This window comes from Gemmatimonadales bacterium, from assembly GCA_036279355.1.
Taxonomy (GTDB): Bacteria; Gemmatimonadota; Gemmatimonadetes; order Gemmatimonadales; family GWC2-71-9; genus DASQPE01.
On the sequence record DASUJH010000049.1, the window covers coordinates 1 to 19,585 of the forward strand.

The 19,585-nt window shown below is 70.6% G+C and carries 19 protein-coding genes; 3 read left to right on the forward strand and 16 right to left on the reverse strand.

Annotated elements, in window-relative coordinates:
* Window positions 1-20: 20 nt before the first annotated feature.
* Genes VFW66_11845 through VFW66_11870 form a run of 6 tightly spaced genes read right to left on the reverse strand, consistent with a single transcriptional unit; the run spans window position 21 to window position 4,543 of the window.
* The gene (locus VFW66_11845; protein HEX5387389.1) at window positions 21-509 is read right to left on the reverse strand and encodes a hypothetical protein; all 489 of its coding nucleotides are present in this window, start codon (window positions 507-509) and stop codon (window positions 21-23) included.
* Window positions 506-922: a DUF2203 domain-containing protein gene (locus tag VFW66_11850; protein ID HEX5387390.1), complete on the reverse strand. Its 417-nt coding sequence runs from the start codon at window positions 920-922 to the stop codon at window positions 506-508. The genes VFW66_11845 and VFW66_11850 overlap by 4 nt, the downstream gene beginning before the upstream one ends.
* Before the next feature lie 10 nt (window positions 923-932).
* Window positions 933-1,340: a CBS domain-containing protein gene (locus VFW66_11855; GenBank protein ID HEX5387391.1), complete on the reverse strand. Its 408-nt coding sequence runs from the start codon at window positions 1,338-1,340 to the stop codon at window positions 933-935.
* Window positions 1,341-1,392: 52 nt separating this feature from the next.
* Window positions 1,393-2,247, reverse strand: a complete 855-nt coding sequence (locus tag VFW66_11860) for a patatin-like phospholipase family protein (GenBank protein HEX5387392.1) — start codon at window positions 2,245-2,247, stop codon at window positions 1,393-1,395.
* Window positions 2,244-2,711, reverse strand: a complete 468-nt coding sequence (locus VFW66_11865) for an acyl-CoA thioesterase (GenBank protein ID HEX5387393.1) — start codon at window positions 2,709-2,711, stop codon at window positions 2,244-2,246. The genes VFW66_11860 and VFW66_11865 overlap by 4 nt, the downstream gene beginning before the upstream one ends.
* A gap of 5 nt (window positions 2,712-2,716) precedes the next feature.
* Entirely contained in the window at window positions 2,717-4,543 is a 1,827-nt protein-coding gene (locus tag VFW66_11870; GenBank protein ID HEX5387394.1) for an NAD+ synthase, read from the reverse strand.
* A 64-nt stretch (window positions 4,544-4,607) separates the two neighbouring features.
* On the opposite strand from VFW66_11870, the gene VFW66_11875 reads away from it, so the two are divergent.
* Entirely contained in the window at window positions 4,608-5,078 is a 471-nt protein-coding gene (locus VFW66_11875) for a sulfur transferase domain-containing protein (GenBank protein ID HEX5387395.1), read from the forward strand.
* Window positions 5,079-5,100: 22 nt separating this feature from the next.
* Window positions 5,101-7,140 carry a M13 family metallopeptidase gene (locus VFW66_11880; GenBank protein ID HEX5387396.1) on the forward strand — a complete coding sequence of 680 codons (2,040 nt, stop codon included), beginning with the start codon at window positions 5,101-5,103 and terminating at the stop codon, window positions 7,138-7,140.
* A 70-nt stretch (window positions 7,141-7,210) separates the two neighbouring features.
* On the opposite strand, the gene VFW66_11885 is transcribed toward VFW66_11880, so the two are convergent.
* From VFW66_11885 to VFW66_11910, 6 genes are all read right to left on the reverse strand, one after another.
* Window positions 7,211-8,836: a DUF4384 domain-containing protein gene (locus VFW66_11885; protein ID HEX5387397.1), complete on the reverse strand. Its 1,626-nt coding sequence runs from the start codon at window positions 8,834-8,836 to the stop codon at window positions 7,211-7,213.
* 73 nt (window positions 8,837-8,909) lie between these two features.
* Window positions 8,910-9,317, reverse strand: a complete 408-nt coding sequence (locus VFW66_11890) for a nuclear transport factor 2 family protein (protein ID HEX5387398.1) — start codon at window positions 9,315-9,317, stop codon at window positions 8,910-8,912.
* Window positions 9,318-9,341: 24 nt separating this feature from the next.
* Window positions 9,342-10,808, reverse strand: coding sequence for a hypothetical protein (locus tag VFW66_11895; GenBank protein ID HEX5387399.1), 1,467 nt, complete (start codon window positions 10,806-10,808; stop codon window positions 9,342-9,344).
* On the reverse strand, window positions 10,805-11,473 hold the full coding sequence (locus tag VFW66_11900; protein ID HEX5387400.1) for an ABC transporter ATP-binding protein: 669 nt from the start codon (window positions 11,471-11,473) through the stop codon (window positions 10,805-10,807). The genes VFW66_11895 and VFW66_11900 overlap by 4 nt, the downstream gene beginning before the upstream one ends.
* On the reverse strand, window positions 11,470-12,684 hold the full coding sequence (locus VFW66_11905; protein HEX5387401.1) for an ABC transporter permease: 1,215 nt from the start codon (window positions 12,682-12,684) through the stop codon (window positions 11,470-11,472). Before VFW66_11905 ends, VFW66_11900 begins: the two co-directional genes overlap by 4 nt.
* Window positions 12,681-13,460 carry an ABC transporter permease gene (locus tag VFW66_11910; protein ID HEX5387402.1) on the reverse strand — a complete coding sequence of 260 codons (780 nt, stop codon included), beginning with the start codon at window positions 13,458-13,460 and terminating at the stop codon, window positions 12,681-12,683. The genes VFW66_11905 and VFW66_11910 overlap by 4 nt, the downstream gene beginning before the upstream one ends.
* A gap of 202 nt (window positions 13,461-13,662) precedes the next feature.
* Here VFW66_11910 and VFW66_11915 point away from each other — a divergent pair, with 202 nt between their 5' ends.
* Window positions 13,663-14,643, forward strand: coding sequence for a 3-hydroxyacyl-CoA dehydrogenase NAD-binding domain-containing protein (locus VFW66_11915; GenBank protein ID HEX5387403.1), 981 nt, complete (start codon window positions 13,663-13,665; stop codon window positions 14,641-14,643).
* Here VFW66_11915 and VFW66_11920 read toward each other — a convergent pair.
* From VFW66_11920 to VFW66_11935, 4 genes are all read right to left on the reverse strand, one after another.
* The gene (locus tag VFW66_11920) at window positions 14,540-16,765 is read right to left on the reverse strand and encodes an ATP-dependent DNA helicase RecQ (GenBank protein HEX5387404.1); all 2,226 of its coding nucleotides are present in this window, start codon (window positions 16,763-16,765) and stop codon (window positions 14,540-14,542) included. The two genes, VFW66_11915 and VFW66_11920, sit on opposite strands and share 104 nt — an antisense overlap.
* 68 nt (window positions 16,766-16,833) lie before the next feature.
* Complete coding sequence (gene rpsD / locus VFW66_11925; GenBank protein HEX5387405.1) at window positions 16,834-17,439, reverse strand: 30S ribosomal protein S4; 606 nt, start codon at window positions 17,437-17,439, stop codon at window positions 16,834-16,836.
* Window positions 17,440-17,509: 70 nt separating this feature from the next.
* Window positions 17,510-18,865, reverse strand: a complete 1,356-nt coding sequence (locus VFW66_11930; GenBank protein ID HEX5387406.1) for an Nramp family divalent metal transporter — start codon at window positions 18,863-18,865, stop codon at window positions 17,510-17,512.
* The gene (locus VFW66_11935; GenBank protein HEX5387407.1) at window positions 18,862-19,572 is read right to left on the reverse strand and encodes a metal-dependent transcriptional regulator; all 711 of its coding nucleotides are present in this window, start codon (window positions 19,570-19,572) and stop codon (window positions 18,862-18,864) included. Before VFW66_11935 ends, VFW66_11930 begins: the two co-directional genes overlap by 4 nt.
* Window positions 19,573-19,585 lie beyond the last annotated feature (13 nt).

A 19,585-nucleotide genomic window follows, 5' to 3' on the forward strand; every position in this document is an offset into this window, starting at 1 on the left:
GTAGCTGCCCGCCCGTCCGCCTACCTCCAGATCGCCCCCGCCACCAATGCGAGCAGCCCCAGCGCACCCCAGATCGCACCGGCCACTCGCTGGCGGCCGCGCAGCTCATCGAAGTAGTCGGCCGATGCTTCGGCGTCGAGCCGGGCGAGCCGTGCGGCGGTCGGCACGGAGACGAAGAGCGTGAGCACGGCCGCGAGAATGCCGGCCACCTGCATCACGAGCAGCCACGCGTTGAGCCCGGCCTGCGCGCCGATCGGCGCGCCGCCCAGGTCCGCGCCGCCCAGCCCGCCGCCGCCCACACCGAGCGTGAGCACAAGGCCCGCGACCACGGTGACGATCGCCGCCGGCCCGATCACCAGCCGATACACCGCCGAATGCGCCCGCACCACCGCGGCGAGCCGGGCGCGGTCTTCGTTTCGCGCGGCGATCGAGCTCACCATCACGCCGAACCCGCCACCGATCCAGAGGGTGAAACCGAGCAGGTGCAGGAAGAGCCAGAGGCGCGTCACCCCGGACGCTCCGAGAGAATGGCGCCGTCGATCGGCTGGCGCCCGTCGAACCCGGCGCCCAACTCGTGCCAGTGGCTGATGCGCTCCTCGCCCAGCCGCCAGCAGAGAAAGATCGGGCGGTCGTCGCGCAGCGAATGAAAGTCCACCAGCCCCGCGTCGAACCCCTTGAACACGCAGCCCACCCGTTCCAGCTCCTGCAGGTAGCCGTTGATCCGTCCGGCGTGCGTGGTCACGTCGTCGCGCGCGGCGGCCAGCTCGCCGGTCTCGCCCCAATCCGCGCGCGCGCCGCCGGTGAGCAGCTCGTAGCGGCTCACCGCCCGCCGCCAAAGCGGATACTCGGCCTGCAGGTCTTCCACGATCCGTCGCACCAGCGGCAGGGTGCGCTCGGCCTCGGCCAGCGTAAAGAGCTTCACGGGCGGCGCTTCACTTGTAGATGATGTTGACGCCCGCCACCTGCTCGGGATGGCTGATGAAGCCGATCACGCAGTGCTGGCCGTCGACCACGGTGATGGTGGGGCGGAGGTGGGACTCGTTGGGGTCGAGATCCATGCGCACCTCGAATCCCTCCAGCTCCTGGTCCGGCCCGACCACGGGCGAGTTGGTGCGCATCAGCGAATCGGCGCGGGTGTGCCAGGGATGCTTGCCCTCGGCGAGGCAGCGCGTGACGAGGTCGCGATCGCTCAGGACCCCGAGCAGCCGGCGCGTGCGGTGATCGTCGACCACCGGCACCACCGAGATGTTGCGGGTCTTGAACATGATGGCGACTTCGCTGGCCATCGCGCCGGCGACGGCGACCTGCGGATCGGAAACCATGACTTCGCGGGCGCGCACGCCGGCTCCAGGGCAAGTGTGAATTGGGAATTAGCGCATGCCCGGGGGTCGGTCAAGAGCGCCGCGCGCGGAGCGCGTCGCATCCGGCGAGCGCCGCCGCCGTCGCGCGGTAGCCTTCTTCGGCGTACGCGGCTGCGCGCTCCACGCGAAACGTCGCCTCCCGCTCGACGCACGGGCGCACGTAGACCAGCGGCGGCCGCCCCGGCGTCGCGCGCCAGAGCGCCAGCTCGCACCGCGTCACCTGCGCCATCAGAATGCCGGTGGCCGCGTCGTGCTGCGCGATGAGCGGGGGACGAGGCCGCGCGCCGCCCGAGTCCGCCTCATCGAACCCAGGCCCGATGTCGACCGCGACCGCGACGTCGGCCGCGATCCCTTCGGCCGCCGCGAACGGCACCACACCGCGCAGGCCGCCGTCGGCGTAGCGCCGGCCGCCGAGGGTGACGGGCGGATAGTAGACCGGCAGCGCGCACGACGCCCAGAGCGCGTCGACGAGCGGCATCGCGCGCCCGCCCGCGCCGAACGTCACCAGCGCGCCCGAATCGAGATCGACCGCGGTCACCGCAAGCGGCAGCGTGAGCTGGTCGAACGAGCGTGCCGGCACGAGCGCTTCGATCGCGCGGCGAAGCGGTGCGCCCTGAAGCAGCGAGCGCAGCCGGAGCCCGGCCCACGGCGCGAGCGGCGCGCGCACGATGCCCATCGCACCCACTTCGCCGATGCGGGCGAGGATGGCATCGGGCGACATTCCCGCAGCGTAGCAGGCGCCCATCACGCCGCCCATCGACGTGCCCACGAGGTGCGCCGGCTCGAGCCCCAGCTCGGCGAGCGCGCGCAGCGCGCCCACGTGCGCCGCCGCCTTGGCGCCGCCGCCGCTCAGGAGCAGCAGCACCCGCGGGCCGTCCGGCGTCACTCCTTCTTCATCCGCGCGCGATGCGCCTCGGCGCGCGCGTACCGCGCGCATTCCTCCTCGGTCTCCGGAATGAGCCGCGGCACGCGCCTCGGCTTTCCGAGCGGATCGATGGCGACGAACACCACGTGCGCCGAGTGGGTATGCCGCCGCTCGCCGGTGCTCACCTCTTCGGAATACACCTCGACCGAAATGTCCATCGATGAGTTGCCGACGAAGTCCACCGTCGCGATGCAGGTGACGAGCGCTCCCACCGGAATCCGTTCGCGGAAGTCGACCCGATCGATGCTCGCCGTCACCGCCGGCCCCGCGGCGTGCCTGATCGCCGCCACCGCGGCCGCCTGGTCCACAAGCGACATCAGGTCGCCGCCGAAAAGGTCGCCCAGGGCGTTCTGCATGTTGGGCATGACGAACGTAGTGATTTCGCCGCGGGAGTAGGACATCGGGCGGGAAGGTGGATAGGCCATTTCCGCTAGTAGTCGACCGGCCTCAGGTAAAACTCCCCGATGGCCGTCTGGGTCAACATTGCCACCGTCGGCAAGCGCCGCTTCCAATGCGTCGACTCGAGCCTCCGGCGCACCAGCTCCACTTCCTCCGCCGAATAGCCGAGTGCCACGACTTCCGCCGGGCGATAGCCGAACAGCAGCCAATGGAGAATCCCGTCGGCCTTGAGATACGAGATGCCGAAGTCGCCCTCGTCGGTCTGGCCGCGGATCAGGTCCGCGCTCGCCGGCTTCGAGACGATCACATCCGGCACGCCCATGTGGCGCGCGAGCGCCCAGACCTGCGTCTTGAAGAGATCGCCGATCGGGTTTACCGGCGGTGAATCGTCGGCGTGCCAGGTGAAATATCCGAAGAGCCGCTCGGTCTTGTTCCCCGTCCCGAGCGGCAGCGCGCGGTGCGCGGCCGAGAGATCGAAGAGCGCGATCATCCGCGCCCGGGCCATGATGTTTCCCTTGCGCGCCGGATCGACGTCGCCGCCGCTCGCGCCCTCGGCACACCCGACCGCGGCCACCATCCCGTCCACCGCCGCCGTGATGTCGACGGTCTCGTGCGCAATGCCGAGCGCGTCAATCACGAGCTGCGCGTGCGCCAGACTCTCGGGGCTCGACGTCCGATACGGCATTCTTACGCCGAGCACATTCTCCGCTCCAAGCGCCTCCGCCGCGAGATAAGCCACGAGCGAGCTGTCCACCCCACCCGAGAGTCCGATCACCACTTTCTCGAACCCCCGCCGCCGCTGCACTTCGTCGCGGATGAACTCGACGAGCCAGCGCTGGGTGAGAAAGGGATCGATGGCGAGCGGGCGGTCGGGCGGTCGGGAGGTCAGGCGGTCAAGTACCGCGGAACCCGTTGGAGCGACCGTCCGCCGGTCCGCCTGTCCGTCCACCGGAGCGCCCGTCCTCTTGTCCGCTCGTCCGCCTGTCCGCCCGTCCGCCTGTCCGCCCACCAAGTGCGGCCACCGCATCTCCAGATCCGAGAGCAGCGGCATCTCCGCGCGGGCGCGGGTGATCTCGTCGAAATCGAGCACCGCCGGCACCAGCGCGGCCTCGAAGATCGGACCCTCGGCCAGGAGATCGCCGCGCGGGCCCGCCACGAGCGAACCGCCGGCGAACGCCTTGCCGCCCTCGAACCCGACCAACTGTGCCAGCGCCACGTACACCCCATGCTCGCCGGCCATGTCCTGCATGATGCGCTCCCAGCGAAGCACGCTCGTGGGACGGCTCTCGCCCTCTACCGGGTGGATGCCGCGCGCGGGGCTCGCACTCGGCACGAGGATGAGCTGGGCACCGTCGAGCGCCGCGAGCGTGCCGGAGATCGAGTGCCACGCATCCTCGCACACGAGCATGGCCGCGCGTCCCCACCGGGTGTCGAACGCCTCGATCGTGCGCCCCGGCTCGACGAACCGCTCCTCGTCGAACACGCCGTAGGCCGGAAGAAACACTTTGCGGTGCACGTGCCGGATGCCCGCCGCGGCGCCGCCGAGCGTGGCATAGAGGGCGGAGTTGTGCAGGCGGCTCTCGTGCACTTCGTAGAAGCCGATCGCGATGTCGACCGGCGCCGCTCCCGATGCGCGATGCACCCGCGTGAGATCCTCGTACAGGCGCTCGGCCGGGACCGCCAGCTCGCGCACGCCGCCCTCGAGGAAATAGCCGGTGAGCGCCGCCTCGGGCGCCACCAAGAGGTCGGGCGGAACGGGTCCCGCCGCAGCGTCGCGCAGCACGCGGCCGAGCGCCTCGAGGTTTTCCTCGTATGCGCCTTTGCGCGGCCGGAGCTGTGCGATGGCGAGAGAGAGCATCTGCCGAAGAAGATAATCGCGACCCCTGCCCGTCACCGCCGGACCGGTGTAGGATGCAGCCACCGTGTCAACCGATCCCCTGAGCGCGCTCGCCGCCGTTCCCAACGCCTGCCAAGCACTGCCCGGCGTCATCACAGGCGGCCAACCGCGGGCCGAGCAGCTCGCCGCGTTCAAGGCGGCCGGTGGCGCCCTGGTGCTGGACATCCGCGACCCCGCCGAGCCGCGCCCCATGGATGAGCCCGCGACGGCGCGGGAGCTTGGGCTCGAGTACGTAGCGGTGCCGGTGAGTGCCGCCACCCTGTCCGACGCCACGCTGGAACGAATTCGGGATGTTCTCCGTACGGCCGAGGGCCGCACCGCGTTCTTTCATTGCGCCAGCGGAAACCGGGTCGGCGCCGCACTGATTCCGCATCTCGTGCTGGATCAAGGCATCCCCGAAGAGGACGCCGTAAGCACGGCTGTCCGGGTCGGCCTCCGCAGCCCGGAGCTCAGAGACTGGGCGCTCGACTACATCCGCCGGCAGCGAAACCCATGACTGGAGCACCCCGGGAGACCTGATGCGCCGTCCGCTTCTCACCCCTGCCCTGGCGCTCGCGGCCGCACTCGCCGCCGCACCCACCGCCGTAAGCGCCCAGCAGACCAAGCCGCTCGACCCCGCCAACATGGACACCACCTGCGCCGCGTGCACCGACTTCTTCACCTACGCCGACGGCGGGTGGCTCAAGCGGACGGAAATTCCGGGCGACCAGCCGGCCTGGGGCAGCTTCAATGAGCTGCAGGAGAACAACTACGCGGCGCTCAAAGGCGTGTTGACCGATGCCGCCGCCAACGCGCGCACCACGCGCGACCCCGGCCTCCGCAAGTTGGGGAGCTTCTACGGCGCCTGCATGGACTCGACGGCCATCGAGGCCGCGGGTGCTCGGCCGCTCGCGGCGGGTTTCCGGCGCATCGCCGCGGTGCACGACCGGCGCGGGCTTGAGCGCGAGATCGCGCGGCTCCAGCGCATCGGGGTGCGCGTCGCATTCAGCTTCAGCTCGGGGCAGGACGCCAAGAACAGCGACCGCGTCATCGCGCAGGCCTATCAAGGCGGCCTCGGCCTCCCGGACCGCGACTACTACACCGGCGAAGACTCGGCGTCGCGCGCGCTGGTGGCGCAGTACCAGGAGCACATCACCCGGATGTTCCGCCTCCTGGGCGACGACGAAGCCACGGCGGCGCGGGGCGCCCGGGCGGTGCTCGCGATCGAAACTCCGCTCGCCCGCGCCTCCATGACCAGGGTGGAGCGCCGCGACCCGAACGCCATCTACCACCTCACGACGGCATCCGACCTCGCGCGCATGACGCCGCACATCGCCTGGCCGGCCTACTTCAGCCAGGTCGGCCTCGGCGCCGCGCCGGCGGAGATCAACGTGGGGCAGCCCGTGTTTCTCGGCACGCTCGATTCGTTGATCGCACACGCGCCCCTCGACCAGTGGCGGAGCTATCTCCGCTGGCACCTGCTGAGCAGCCGCGCCGCCGCGCTCAGCTCGCCCTTCGTGGCCGAAGACTTTCACTTCCGGTCGACGGTGCTCCGCGGCATCACCGAGATGCGGCCCCGCTGGAAGCGCTGCATCGCCGCCACCGACGGCAAGCTGGGCGAGATCCTGGGCCAGGCCTACGTCAAGAAGTACTTCACGCCCGAGGCCAAGGCGCGTGCGCTCGAGATGGTGCGCAACATCCAGGCGGAGTTCCGCAACCGGCTGGACCAGCTCACCTGGATGACCGACGCCACGAAGGCCAAGGCCTACGCCAAGCTCGACGCGATCATCAACAAGATCGGCTACCCCGACCACTGGCGGGATTACTCCACGCTCGCCGTCGGGACCGACTCCTACGCCGGCAACCTCGACCGCGCCGATGCGTTCGAGTTCCGGCGCGAGCTCGCCAAGATCGGCAAGCCGGTGGACCGCACCGAGTGGGGCATGACGCCGCCGACGGTGAACGCGTACTACTACCCGCCGATCAACGAGGTGGTCTTCCCGGCGGGCATCATGCAGCCGCCGTTCTTCGATCCCAATGCGGACGACGCGGTGAACTACGGCGGGATGGGGTCCGTCATCGGCCACGAGCTGACCCACGGCTTCGACGACGAGGGCCGGCAGTACGACGCGCAGGGCAATCTGAGCGGCTGGTGGTCGGACGCCGACAACGACGCATTCAACGCGCGCGCCCAGGTGGTGCGCCGGCAGTTCGACGGCTACGTCGCCGTGGACACCATCCATGTAAACGGCCAGCTCACTCTGGGCGAGAACCTCGCCGACCTGGGCGGGCTCACGATCGCGTATGCCGCGTACCAGCGCTCACTGCATGGGAAGGAGCCCGCGCCCATCGATGGCTTCACCGGGCCCCAGCGGTTCTTCCTCGCGTGGGCGCAGATCTGGCGCGGCAAGTATCGTCCGGAATATGCGCAGCTCCTCGCCCGCACCGATCCGCACGCCCCGCCCAAGTACCGTGCGAACGGTCCACTCTCGAACATGCCGGAGTTCGCGAAGGCGTTCGGCTGCAAGGCGGGGGACCCGATGGTGCGGCCGGACAGCGTGCGGGCGCAGGTCTGGTAGACAGAGCGCCGGCGCCGTCAACTGATGACGGCGCCGGCGCCATGACCTGGGCAAAACGGCGGCTGGCGCTTTAGCGCCTCGGTGATGCCCGGCGGCCTCCGCCACCGCCGGCAGGGCCGCGAGGCGCGGACATGTGTATCTCCGGCCCTGCGCGGCGCCCAGGATCCATCTGCGGCCGAGCCTCGGGGCGCGGCTCCATCCGGCGGGGCGACTCCATCCGCGGCGCCGAAGGCGCGGGCCGCTCGATGGGCCGAGGCTCCGCCGAGCGCGGCTCGCGGGCTCGGGGTTCGGCCGGGCGTGCCTCGACGGGGCGGCGCTCCGGCGTGTGCGGCTGGTAGACGCGCGGCAGCTCGTATCCGTCCGCGCTCCCGTCGTCACGCACGTCGCCGTCATCGCCGATGTCGGCGTTGGCGCGGCGGCCGCGCGGGGCCAGACCCATCTCTTGCTGCTCGTGGGGTATCGAGAACCCGCTGGAGCCGTCGCCATCATCATTGAGCCGGCGCGGCTCGCCGACGGGACCCCGCGCACGCGCCGGCGAACCGACGCGAACCGGCAGCGGCGCCGACCCGGCGGACGTGGGCGCGGGAGCCGGCGCCGGCACCCGTCCGCTTTGGACCCGCTGTCCATCAGGTGCCCGCACAGGCGCTGGCCCGGTGGCGTTCCGGCGGCGCCCGCCGGCGCGCGTCGGTGTCATGTCGAGCGAGCGCGGCTCGTTCGAGCGTCGCGCCGTGGTCCGACCGCCGAGGAACGTCGACCCGCCGGAATAGCTCGAGCCGATGAGCCGCCCCGGCCCGTAATCGTGGCCGAAGAGATAGCTCGAGCTTGCGAGCGAGACGCCCGGATCACGCCGGCGCCAGGGCGGATTGAAGAAGCCGCCCCGCGGCCCGCCGAAAACGTACGGCGGCCGGAACACGTGCGGGTTGCGGAAATGCGGATGGAAGAAGAAGGGCGACGGCGAAAAGAAGCCGGGGAAGAACGGGTTGAAGAACGGATCGAAGAAGAACGGATCGTAGAAGAACCGGCGGTGCGGGTGCCCGAAGTTGATCGCGACCGCGATGCTCGTGCCGAACGGCGCGTACCCGCAGTTCCAGTAGCCGAAGCAGCCCAGCCCGTACGACGGGTACAGGTAGGTGGACCCGTAGTAGTTGTCGCCGTACATCTGGTCGTACGCCACGCGGTCGTAGACGTCGTAACGCATGAGGTCGTAGTCATAGTCGCGCGTGGCGATGCGGCGGACGAAGTCGTTGATGTCCGCCTCGACATCATTGCCGATCCGTACGTCGTTGAGCGCCCGGAAGTCCCAATGGTCGCCCGCCACGAATTCGGTGAACTGGAACGGATCGGGCGAGACCGCCGCGTACACCGCGCCCTGCCCCGAGCCGGCATCCACCCGGAACGCCTGGCGGTCGCCGCGGCCCTTGACCTCGAACTTGTCGCCGCCGCGGACGAAGTTGTCGTCGCCCGGATCGAGCGGAAAGAGCACCCGGAGCCGCCCGTCGGTATCCACCCGCAGCACGACGACGTATCCGTCGTCGCGGGTGCGGACCTGAACTTTCACCTCATCGCCACGCACGTACCTGGCGTCATCGCTGAGCCAGAGGCGGATGGCCGGATCGTCGGCGCGCGCGGCCGGAGAGGCCGGCGCAGCGGCCGGACCGGCCAGCAAGGCGAGTGGGACCAACAGGGCGGAGATCATGGGTACCTCCGGGAAATCTCTACCATATCGCGATTTATCCGGACCGGGGGCCGCCCGCAAGGGCAATTGGATTTCATGACCCCTGGCCCGCCGGGGAACGGTGCCAGTACATCCGCATCTCGCTCACCTTTTCGCCGTTCGTCTCACAGAACATCGCCCCGCGGGCGTCGACCCATTCGCCGGTCCTGCGGCGGCGGAACACGCACCTGAACTCCGCCGAGAACCAGGGGCCTACGCTGAAGATTTCGCCCGACGAGAAGCTGATTTCCGACTGGTGCAGCGGTACGTCCTGCCAGTACGACCGAATGGCCTCCGATCCGTTAAGTGGTGACGAGAATGGGGTTTCGATGAACACGGCCTGGGAGGCGAAGACCGACATCAGAAGTTCGGTGTCGCCGCTGCTCCACCCCCGCCCGAAGGTGTCGACCAGGGCGCGGCCGAGCGAGCGGGTCGCGTCGGAAGCTTCGGCTGACGTGGGCATGGCCGAAACTTACAGCCGCCCCGTTCAGCGTGCCCGCGTGTAGGTCTCGAAGAAGCCGCTGCCCGAGTCTGCAACTGCCCGGCCGGCCACCGTTCCGGAAAGGGTGAACCGGCCGCGCATCTGCACGAAGGCGCGCCCTATGCCCTCCGCGCGCATGGGCGACGCCAGCGCGCTCTCGACGTCCACCTTGACCATCACGGTGTCGGCTTCACGCGCGGCGAGCAGCTCGAACCGCTTGGGCGCCGCGACGCCTGCGAGCCCCGAAGCGGGCTCGGCGCCCTCGTACAGTATCCGCCGGAACCGCAGCACCTGCCGCACGCCGAGCGAATCCACCAGGGTCAGAAAGAAGGGCGCGCCGGATTCGGCGCTGCCGGGCGCACGCACCCCGCCATAGAGAATGCTGGCCCATCGACCCGTGGCGGCACCCCACTCCCAGGTCACATCGCGCCAGACGCCCCAGTTGTGGTCGTGGTACGCTGGCGCGCCTGCAACCGCGGTGCAGCGCGTGGCCACGCAGACCCGACCCGCCGCGGTGGCCGCGAGCGCCGGCACCACGTAGCCGGAGAGGAATTCGTCGGATCGGAGCTCGACCGGTGGGAAGTAGCGGCGGGCGACCGGATGGATCTCGAGCTCGAGCAGCACCCTGCCGGCTTGTCCGGCGGCGTTCGCCTCGATGTGATAGACGCCATCCCGCTGCCGCACGCTGCTCGTGCCCAGGCGGAGGTCGGCCGCGGCCGTGTCCAGGGCGATCGCCGCAGGAGGAATGCGAGCGGTGAAGCGCTGATACTCGCCGGCGGGCGTGTGATGGGTGATGAGCAACTGCCCGCCCCAGGGCCCCGCCGGCACTTCACCGCCGACGAGAAACGTGACGTACCACCACTCGCGCGGGCCGGCGACGACGTTGAAGTAATCCCACTCGGCCCAAGTGGAATCGGGCATCGCCGGCAGATGAAACCGGTCCAGCTCGTCATAGAGCTGTTGCGCGGTGGGCGCGACGTACTCCGAGTCCGCGGGCGAATCGGTCCAGGTGCCGGCGAGAAGATCGAGCCGGGTGCCCACGGCGCGGGCGCGGCTGGGGATCTCGCCGCCCGCGCGTACCGCAAGCACGCGCGGCAAGTCCGGATGCACGGCGCCCACCCCGGCTCGCGCCACGTAGAGCAGCTTGTTCTCGATGGCGGGAGAGACCGCGCGAACAATGCCCGCATGCCGCGGTCCGCCAAGAAATTGCCGGGTGAGGAACCGCGCGCGGTCGATGCCGAAGAACATCCCGCCGACGCCGCCGGTCCGCATCGCCTCGACGTCGATCCCCTGGGGGAGCACAGTGACCTCGCCGCCGCCGACGAGCGCCACGTCACGCGACTGCTCGAGCATCGCCTCGCCCACCGACAGCAGCACGATCATCACGCCGACGCCGAGCGAGAAGCCCGCGAGGAGGAAGAGGGAGCGGAGCTTGCGCACACGGAGATGGCGCAAGGCGAGCGTCAGGATCATTTCACGATTCGCCCGTCGAGCATGTGAACCACTCGCCCGGCCTCGGCCGCGAGCCGCTCGTCGTGGGTCACGACCACGAGCGTGGCGCCGTCGGCGTTGAGGCGGCGGAAGAGGGCGAGCAGTTCCTGGCCGGTGGCGGCGTCCAGCTCGCCGGTGGGCTCGTCCGCCAGGATGAGTGCGGGCCGGTTGGCGAGCGCGCGCGCCACGGCGACCCGCTGCATTTCCCCGCCCGAGAGCTGGGTGGCGCGATGGTCTGCCCGCTCGGCGAGCCCCACGTACTCCAGCAGCTCGAGCGCGCGCCGCCGCCGCTCCGCCCGTGCGACGCCCGCCTCGGCCATGGGCAGCTCGACGTTTTCGCGCGCGGTGAGCACCGGCAGCAAGTGGAAGCGCTGGAACACGAACCCGAGCTGGTGCAGCCGGAGGCGCGTGAGCTCGCGGTCGGAGAGCGTATCGAACCGGGTGCCGCGAAGCTCGACCCAGCCGGACGACGCGGCGTCGATGCCGCCCAGGAGCTGCAACAGCGTGGACTTCCCGCTGCCTGACGGGCCGGCGATCGCCACGTATTCGCCGGGTTCGACCGCGAGGCTCACGCCGCGGAGCGCGTGCACCGTCTGCCCGTTCATCGGGTAGTCCTTTCGCAGCTCGCAACCGACGAGCAGGGTCATGGGGCCTCCGCGCGGAGCGTCGCCGCGATGGGCGCGGCGGCGGCGAGCCAGGCGGGGTAGAGGCCCGCGAGCGAGCCGGCAAGGACCAGCGCGATACCCGCGCGCGCGAGCGCGTGCGGTTCGGGTACGAAGAACGAGATCGCCGCCGGGAGGCCCGGGAAGCTGGTGAGGATTCCGTCCAGATAATGCGCGGTGACTACGCCGAGGAGCACGCCCAGCGCGCCGCCCAGAAGCGTGAGCGTGGCGCCTTCGCCGAGCACCTGGCGCACCACGTGGGCCCGGCTCACGCCGATGGCGCGGAGGGTGGCGATCTCGCCCAGGCGTTCGTTCACCGTGATGGTGAGCAGCGTCCCGATGAGCAGCACCGCGACCAGCAGACTGATGGCGCCGAGGATGTAGGCAAGCTGGCGGAAGTAGGTGAGACGCCCGCGAAACTCCTCGACCAGCTGGGCCACGCTGTTCACCTCGAGCCGCGGAAACCGGGCACGGAGCCGCGCCGCAACGGCGGGCACGCTCGCGCCGTCGCGCACCCGGACGACGATCGCCGACGCCCGCGCCTCGGCCGCGCCGCCCGCGGCGCCGCCCGCAGGATCGGTTATCCGCTGCATCAGCAGCAGCGTCAAGCCCACCGAGCGCTGCCCACGATAGTCATAGAGCCAGCGCACGATGCCGCGCACGGCGAGCGGGCGATTCACTCCGGCGTGCGCCATCTGCGGGTCGAGGCGGCCGGCGATGCGCACCGTGTCGCCCAACGCCGCGTGGATGGCACGGGCCGCGGGCTCGCTCAGGAGGATACCCGTCGTATCACCTGCCGTGAGATCGCGGCCCCGGAGCAGTGTGTAGAGCGACTGCGCGGCCGGGTCCACGCCGTAGCCGAAGAGGGTGGCGAGCGAATCGCGAGTCCGGGCGTAGAGCGACGCGCCGAGCATCCCGCCCGCCTGCGCGACGTCGGGATCGGCGCGGAGTGCCGCGACGACGCGATCGGCATTCGAGAGCGTCGCTTCGGTGTCGAACGGGAGCGTGCCCTTGGGGCTGATGCGGATCTGGAAACCGCGCCCGAGCAGGAGCCGCTCGAAGGAGCGCTCGATCCCGCCGCTCAACAGCACCATGTCGAGCAGCATTGCCGACGCGACGGCGATGCCGGCGATGGAGAGCGCGGAACGCAGCGGGTGCCGCCGCAGGTTGCGCCACCCGGCGCCGAGGCCGGTCACCCGCGCCCCCACAGCACGAGCGGCCGCGTGCGCACGAGGCGCCATGCCGCGATGGCGCCCGCCCCGAGGCCGAGCGCCAGCGAGAGCGCCACGCCGAAGGCTACGATGCCCGGTGTCACGAGCGAGAACGTGAGCGTCGTATCGAAGAAGCGGCGGTAGTAGGCGTTGGTCGCGGCGCCGGCCACGTACGCGAAGGCCACGCCCACGAGCGAGCCCAGCACCGCGATGGCGGCGGCCTCGATGAGGAGCGCCGCGAAGATCGTGCGCCGCCGGACGCCCACGAACCGCATGACCGCCGCGTCGAGCCGGCGCTCCTCGACTTTGAGCAGCATGATGCAGAGCAGGAAGACCGCGCCCGCGGCTGTCGTGATGACGGCGATGGCGCGGTGGAACCGGCTCACGACGAGAAAGGTCTCGGAGCTCTCGCTCGCGATTTGGGCGGACGGATAGGCGCGGAATCCGAACGCGGCGCGGTTGAGCAACGCGGCGGCGCGCGCGGGCGTCACACCCGAGTCGAGCGCGACGCCGAACCGGTCCACCCGATCCGGCGCGCCCAGGAGCCGGGCGAGGGCGGGCAGGTGCAGGCGCAGATGGCGCTCGCGGCGGGTGATGGTGGACGGGTCCGCGGCGGGCTCGTACACGGCGGCGACCACCGCATGCATCCGGAGCGAATCAGGCGTGGGGCCCAGGCGCAGCGTATCACCCACCCGAAGGCCCAAGTCTTGCGCGAGCGACCGCTCGACCGCCACACCTGGAAGCTGGGCCGCCGCCGTCACGGGCGCCATCCACGCGAAAAGAATCGCCGCAACGATGAGAAAGGGCGGCCGGCGCTCACGCGGAGGGTTGGCGCGGCGGGACTGGGGGCGGCGGCGGGCTGTTCGGAGCACGGGAGCTGGTCTGTAACGTCCTACAACGTCACGCGTTATCCACCCTCTGCATGGGGGCGGCATGGCAGGAGAAGAGCCACCGCGCGTCGCTGTGATCGGCGCGGGCCACCGCGGGCGCGGCTGGGCCGCGCTGGCGCTGAGCCGCGGGTGGCCGGTGTCGCTCTACGACCCCGAGTCCGCGCTGCTGCAAAAGGCGTGGAACGAGGTGGGCGACCGCATCCGCCGGCTCACCGATCTCGGCCGGGCGGACCCGCTGGTGGCCGCCGGCGCGGTGGCCACGATGCGGGTGGGCCGGAGTCTGCTCCACGCCGTGGGCGACGCCGACTGGGTGCTCGACGTGATGCCCCTTGACCTGCCGGCCAAGCAGCGACTCCTGGAGCAGATCGAGCAGGTGGCGCCGCAGTCGGCGATCACGGTGAGCCACACGAGCACCATGTCCGCCAGCGCGCTCTGCGGCCGGCTCCGGCGGCCGGGGCACTTCCTGGTGGCCTATTCGATGGATCCCGTCGAGTTGATCCCGCTGGTCGAGGTCATCCCCGGCCCGCTCACCGATCCGTTCTGCACGGTCAAGGTTCAACGCTGGCTCGACTCGCTCGACCGCCGGACGGTGTTGCTCAAGCGCGAGGTGCCGGGCACGGCGACGATGCGGATCGCGGCCGCGGTCTGGCGCGAGTGCATTGGGCTCGTGCTCGACGGCGTGATGGAGCTGGAAGACGTGGATCGGCTGGTTTCGCTCGGGCCGGCGCTCGCGTGGGCCGTGGGCGGCCCGTACCTCTCGCAGGTGATGAACGCGGGATCGCGCGGGCCGGGGATCTTCATGAACGAGATGCTCCAGGTGCACGAGGAGCTGTGGGGCAAGCTCGCGAGCTGGCGCCACCTCTCGACCGAAGATCGGCAGCGGCTCATCAAGATGGTCGAGCGGACCTATGCCGGCGAGCCGGCGGAGATGCGCCAGCAGCGCGACCGGTTCATCGCGCGCCTGCTGGACGCGATGGAGCGCTCGCAGGGCGCGGCGGCTCCGCTCGAAGCAGAGGAGTTTCCTCCGTTGGCGGACTCGGAGCCGGTGCGCTGACGATTCCGAGCACCGCGTCTCCGTAGGCCTCGAGTTTCATCGGACCAACCCCCTTCACCGCCAGCAGCGCTGGTCTCGTTTCCGGACGCGCGGACGCGATGGCCTCCAGCGCCCGGTCGGCGAAGACGACGTACGGCGGCACGCCGCGCGCCCGCGCCTCAGCCGTACGCCAGGCCTTGAGCCGCGCGACCAGATCAGGGTCGGGTGCGGCGGAAGGCGGATCGGAGCTGGCAGGCGCTGTAGCGAAGCCGGCCGACGATCTGCCGGACGTGGCACGGGATGTTTTCGCCGCTGTGCGCGACGGCAACGGCAGCTCCGGCCGCACGGCGCCGAGCGCCACTTCGCGCCCCTCCGGCGTGAGCGCGAGCACGCTCATTCCCGGCCGGCCGCCTTCGAGTCCCCGCCGCTCGAGCAAACCCACGTCGGCCAACATGCTCAGCAGCTCCTTCACCTCGTCGAGCCGCATCGAGTCGAGCCGGCCATAAGTCGGGATTCGGTCGAGCCCGCGGCTCACGACCTCGCGCGTGCGGCTCCCGATGAGCATCTGCGCGATCCGCTCCACCCCGAAGCGGCCCGAGAGACGGCCCACGCCCGAGAGCGCGATGCGCACCCGCTCGTACTCCAGGTCGGTGAGCGGCCGGCCGGCCGCGCGATGCCAGCCCAGGCAGATGTCGCAGGTGCCGCAGCGAGGCGCCGCGCCACCTCGCGCGGCGCCCGCGAAGTAGTCGTAGATGAAGCGCGTACGGCAGACTCGGCCGAACGCGTAGCGGAGCATGGTATCGAGCCGCTCGCGGTCGCGCTCCGCCTTGGCGTGCTGCTGTGCCAGATCCACCGGCAAGTCGCCCTCGCCCGGCCGGCGCCCGCGCGCATCGGCGAGGCGCCGGAGCAACCGCGCGGCTCCGGCCGCGGCCATACGAGCGAGCGCGTCGCCACCGGTGCGGCGCTCGATCTCCTCGTCGGTGGTGTCGGCGGCGAGCCAGCTCCACACCTCGCGCAGCACCGCGGGCGACGGATTGGCCCCCGCAAGAAAGAACTCCTGGGTGCGCACGTCGGCCGGCGAGAAGAGCAGCGTGCAGCGCGAGGGAAGACCGTCGCGGCCCGCGCGCCCGGCCTCCTGGTAATAGGCCTCGATGCTGCCGGGCACATCGGCGTGGACCACGAAGCGGAGGTCCGCCTTGTCGATGCCCATGCCGAATGCATTGCTCGCCGCCACGACGTCGAGCCGGCCGTGGCGGAAATCCTCCTGCACGCGGGTCCGCTCTTCGTCCGGCAGACCCGCGTGGTATCGGCCGGCGCGGAGGCCGAGGCTTTCGAGAAATTCGGCCCACCGCTCCACGTTCTTGCGGGTGGCGGCATAGAGGAGACCCGGCGTGCCGACCGCATCGAGGAGCCGGCGGATGGCGGCCGATTTGTCCGCCCAGGTGCGGCAGCTCTCGACGGCGAGCGTGAGGTTGGGCCGCTCGAAGCCGGTGACCAGCTCGACCGGCCGCTCGAGTCCAAGCTGCTCTGCGATATCCGCGCGGACGGCCGGCGTCGCCGTGGCAGTGAACGCCGCCGCCGCGACGCCGAGCTCGGACTTGAGGCCGGCGAGGCGGCGGTAGTCCGGACGAAAATCGTGACCCCACTGGCTGATGCAGTGCGCCTCGTCGACGACGAGCCGCGCGGGACGAGCGCGCGCGAGCGCCGCCCTGAACGACGGGCTGCCGAGCCGCTCGGGGGCGACGTACACGAGCCGGAGGCGACCGCCGGCCAGCGCCTGCTCGGCCGCGTCGCGCTCGGCGGGTGCCAGGCCGGAATGCACCGCGGCCGCGCCGATGCCGTGCACACGGAGGCGATCCACCTGGTCCTTCATCAGGGCGATGAGCGGCGAGATGACCACCGTGGTGCCGTCGAGCAGTAGCGCGGGAAGCTGGAAGCAGAGCGACTTGCCGGCCCCGGTGGGCATCACCGCGACGAGATCGCGCCCTTCGAGCACCGCCTCGGCGGCCTCACGCTGGCCGGGGCGGAAGCTGGCGAGGCCGAATTGCTCGGAGAGCGCCCGAGTGAGCGGATCGGCGCAAATGCGAGATTGGGGTGACGCCATGCCGAAACGTAACGGATCGGCCGGCGCCCGGCGGATCATTCGCGCGCGAGCAGGAGCCCGCGTGGCGAGAGCGTCACCGGGCCGAGATAGTCACCGTGACGAGAGCGTCACCGCGAGTAGTACTCGATGACGAGCGGCAACGCGCAGACGATGGGCACCTGATCGGCCGACGGCAGCTCTCTCAAACGGACGCGGAAGGCCTCGGGCTCGACCTCGAGATAGCCGGGCGGCTTGCCCCCGGCGCGAGTGGCATCCACGATCTGCGGAATGCCGCGACTCCGCTCCGCCACCGAGACCACGTCGCCCGGCCGCACCTCGTAGGCTGGCACGCTCGTCCGCCGGCCATTCACCAGAATGTGTCCATGGCGCACGTACTGGCGCGCGGCGAAGACGGTGCGGGCAAAGCCGGCGCGGAGCACCACCGCATCGAGCCGGGTCTCGAGCAGCTGCACCAGCGTGCCGGCCGTGTTGCCCGGAATGGCCGCGGCACGGATGAAATAGTTCCGAAGCTGGCGCTCGCCGATGTTGTACTGGGCGCGGAGCCGCTGCTTCTCCAGGAGCTGGCGCTTGTAGTTCGACTGCTTGCCGGGCCGGCGACTCTGGCCGTGCTGGCCCGGGGGGTAGGGTCGCCGGTCGAGGTACTTGGCCGACTTGGGCGTGAGCGTGATGCCGAGCCGGCGCGCGATCTTGATCTTGGGTCCGTTGAGGTCCATGGGCGCGAGGTTACCGGTCGCGGCACAGCGGAGCGGTGATGCGCGTCACGTGCGGCGGATCACGGACCGCTCAGCCCAGCCAGGACCGCAACGTCTGGAGAATCAGCCAGCCGTTGAGCGCCGCGATCGCCACCGCGACCGCCCAGGCCGAGGCGCGGAGCAACGGCCCGTTGGCAAAGCCGCCCATCTTACGCTTGTCGCTGGTGAACTTCACCAGGGGAATCACCGCGAACGAGAGCTGCAAGCTCAGAATCACCTGGCTCAGGATGAGCAGCGCACCGGTGCCGCGCTCGCCGTAGAGCGCGGTCACGATCACCGCCGGCACGATGGCGATGAGCCGGGTGATGAGCCGGCGGAGCCAGGGCGGCAGCCGGATGTCGAGGAAACCTTCCATCACGATCTGCCCCGCGAGCGTGCCCGTGATCGTGGAGTTCTGCCCCGAGGCGAGAAGTGCGATGGCAAAGAGCCCGCTCGCAAGCGTGGTACCCAGCAGCGGCGTGAGTAGATGATAGGCGTTGCCGATGTCGGCCACGTCCTGGTGGCCGGTCAGATGGAACGTCGCCGCGGCGAGAATGAGGATCGCCGCGTTGATGCAGAAGGCGAAGAGCAGCGCCAGCGTCGAATCCAGCGTCGCAAAGCGGATGGCCTCGCGCCGCGCGGCGGGCTCGGGCGCCACGGCGCGGGTCTGCACGATCGACGAGTGCAGGTAAAGGTTGTGGGGCATCACGGTGGCACCCAGGATGCCGATCGCGATGTAGAGCATCGCCGGATCGGTGACGATCCGCGTGGTCGGCACGAGGCCGGCGGCAACCGCCGCGAGCGCGGGGCGCGCGAGCGCCAGCTCGACGGCAAAGCAGAGCCCGATCGTGGCCACCAGCGCGATGACGAACGCCTCGAGCCAGCGGAAGCCGCGGTGCTGCAAGAGAAGGATGAGCAGCACGTCGAGCGCGGTGAGGCACACGCCCCATATGAGCGGAATCCCGAAGAGCAGGTTGAGCGCGATCGCGGAGCCGATCACCTCGGCCAGGTCGCAGGCGGCGATTGCAATCTCGCAGAGCACCCAGAGCATGAAGCTCACGGGGCGGGAGTAGTCGTCGCGACAGGCCTGCGCCAGATCGCGCCCGGTCACTAACCCGAGCTTCAAGGCGAGCGCCTGGAGCAGGATCGCCATCAGATTGGAGAGCAGGATCACGCTGAGAAGCGTGTAGCCGAACCCGGCGCCGCCGGCGAGATCGGTGGCCCAGTTGCCCGGGTCCATGTAGCCCACCGCCACCATGTAGCCCGGGCCGGCAAAGGCGAGCGCCTTGCGCCAGAACGCGATGCCCTTGGGCACCTCCACGGTGCCGTGCGATTCGGGCAGGCTCTTGGTGTGGCGCGGATAGCGCCAGCCTGCCGCGTCGGGCGGGCGGGCCGTGGTCGCGGTCATCGGGAGTCGGGTGCCGATTCCCGCGTCGGTTCGACAGGCGAGCAGTAGAGCGCGCGCCCCAGCTCGTGGCCGATCACGCGCTCGATGCCGTCCACGTTGAGCGTGATGGGGCCGTCGAACGGCTGCCGATCCACAACGGTCACCGACGCGCCGGGCTGGAGACCGATGGAAGCGAGATAGCGGAGCCGGTCGGGCCAGCGGACGTCGACGCGGCGAAGCTCGACCGTGTCTCCCGCCGGCACGTCGGCGAGCGGAATGCCGACCAGCTCGTCGACCGAGCCGTCGGGTGCCGGGATCGGGTCGCCGTGGGGATCCGCGCCGGGGTTGCCGAGCGCGGCGGCCATGCGCTCGACGAGCGTGTCGGACACCGAATGCTCGAGGCGCTCGGCCTCGTCGTGCACCGTGTCCCAGGAGTATCCGAGAAAGCCGACGAGGTAGGCCTCGATGAGCCGATGGCGGCGCACCATGCGGAGCGCGGCGCGGCGGCCTTCGGGGGTGAGCTGGACGCCCTTGTAAGGCAGGTGCTCGAGCAGCCCCTGCTCCGAGAGGCGCTTCACCATCCCGCTCACGGAAGGTGCGGAGAGCTCGAGGAGGTGCGCGATATCGCTGGTAGACGCGGGCTGCCCCTCGGGCGAGAGCCGGTAGATGGCCTTGAGGTAGTCCTCGACCGATCGGGTCAGGGTATCGGAGCCGGCGAGTGCGTTCATGCGAATCCAATAA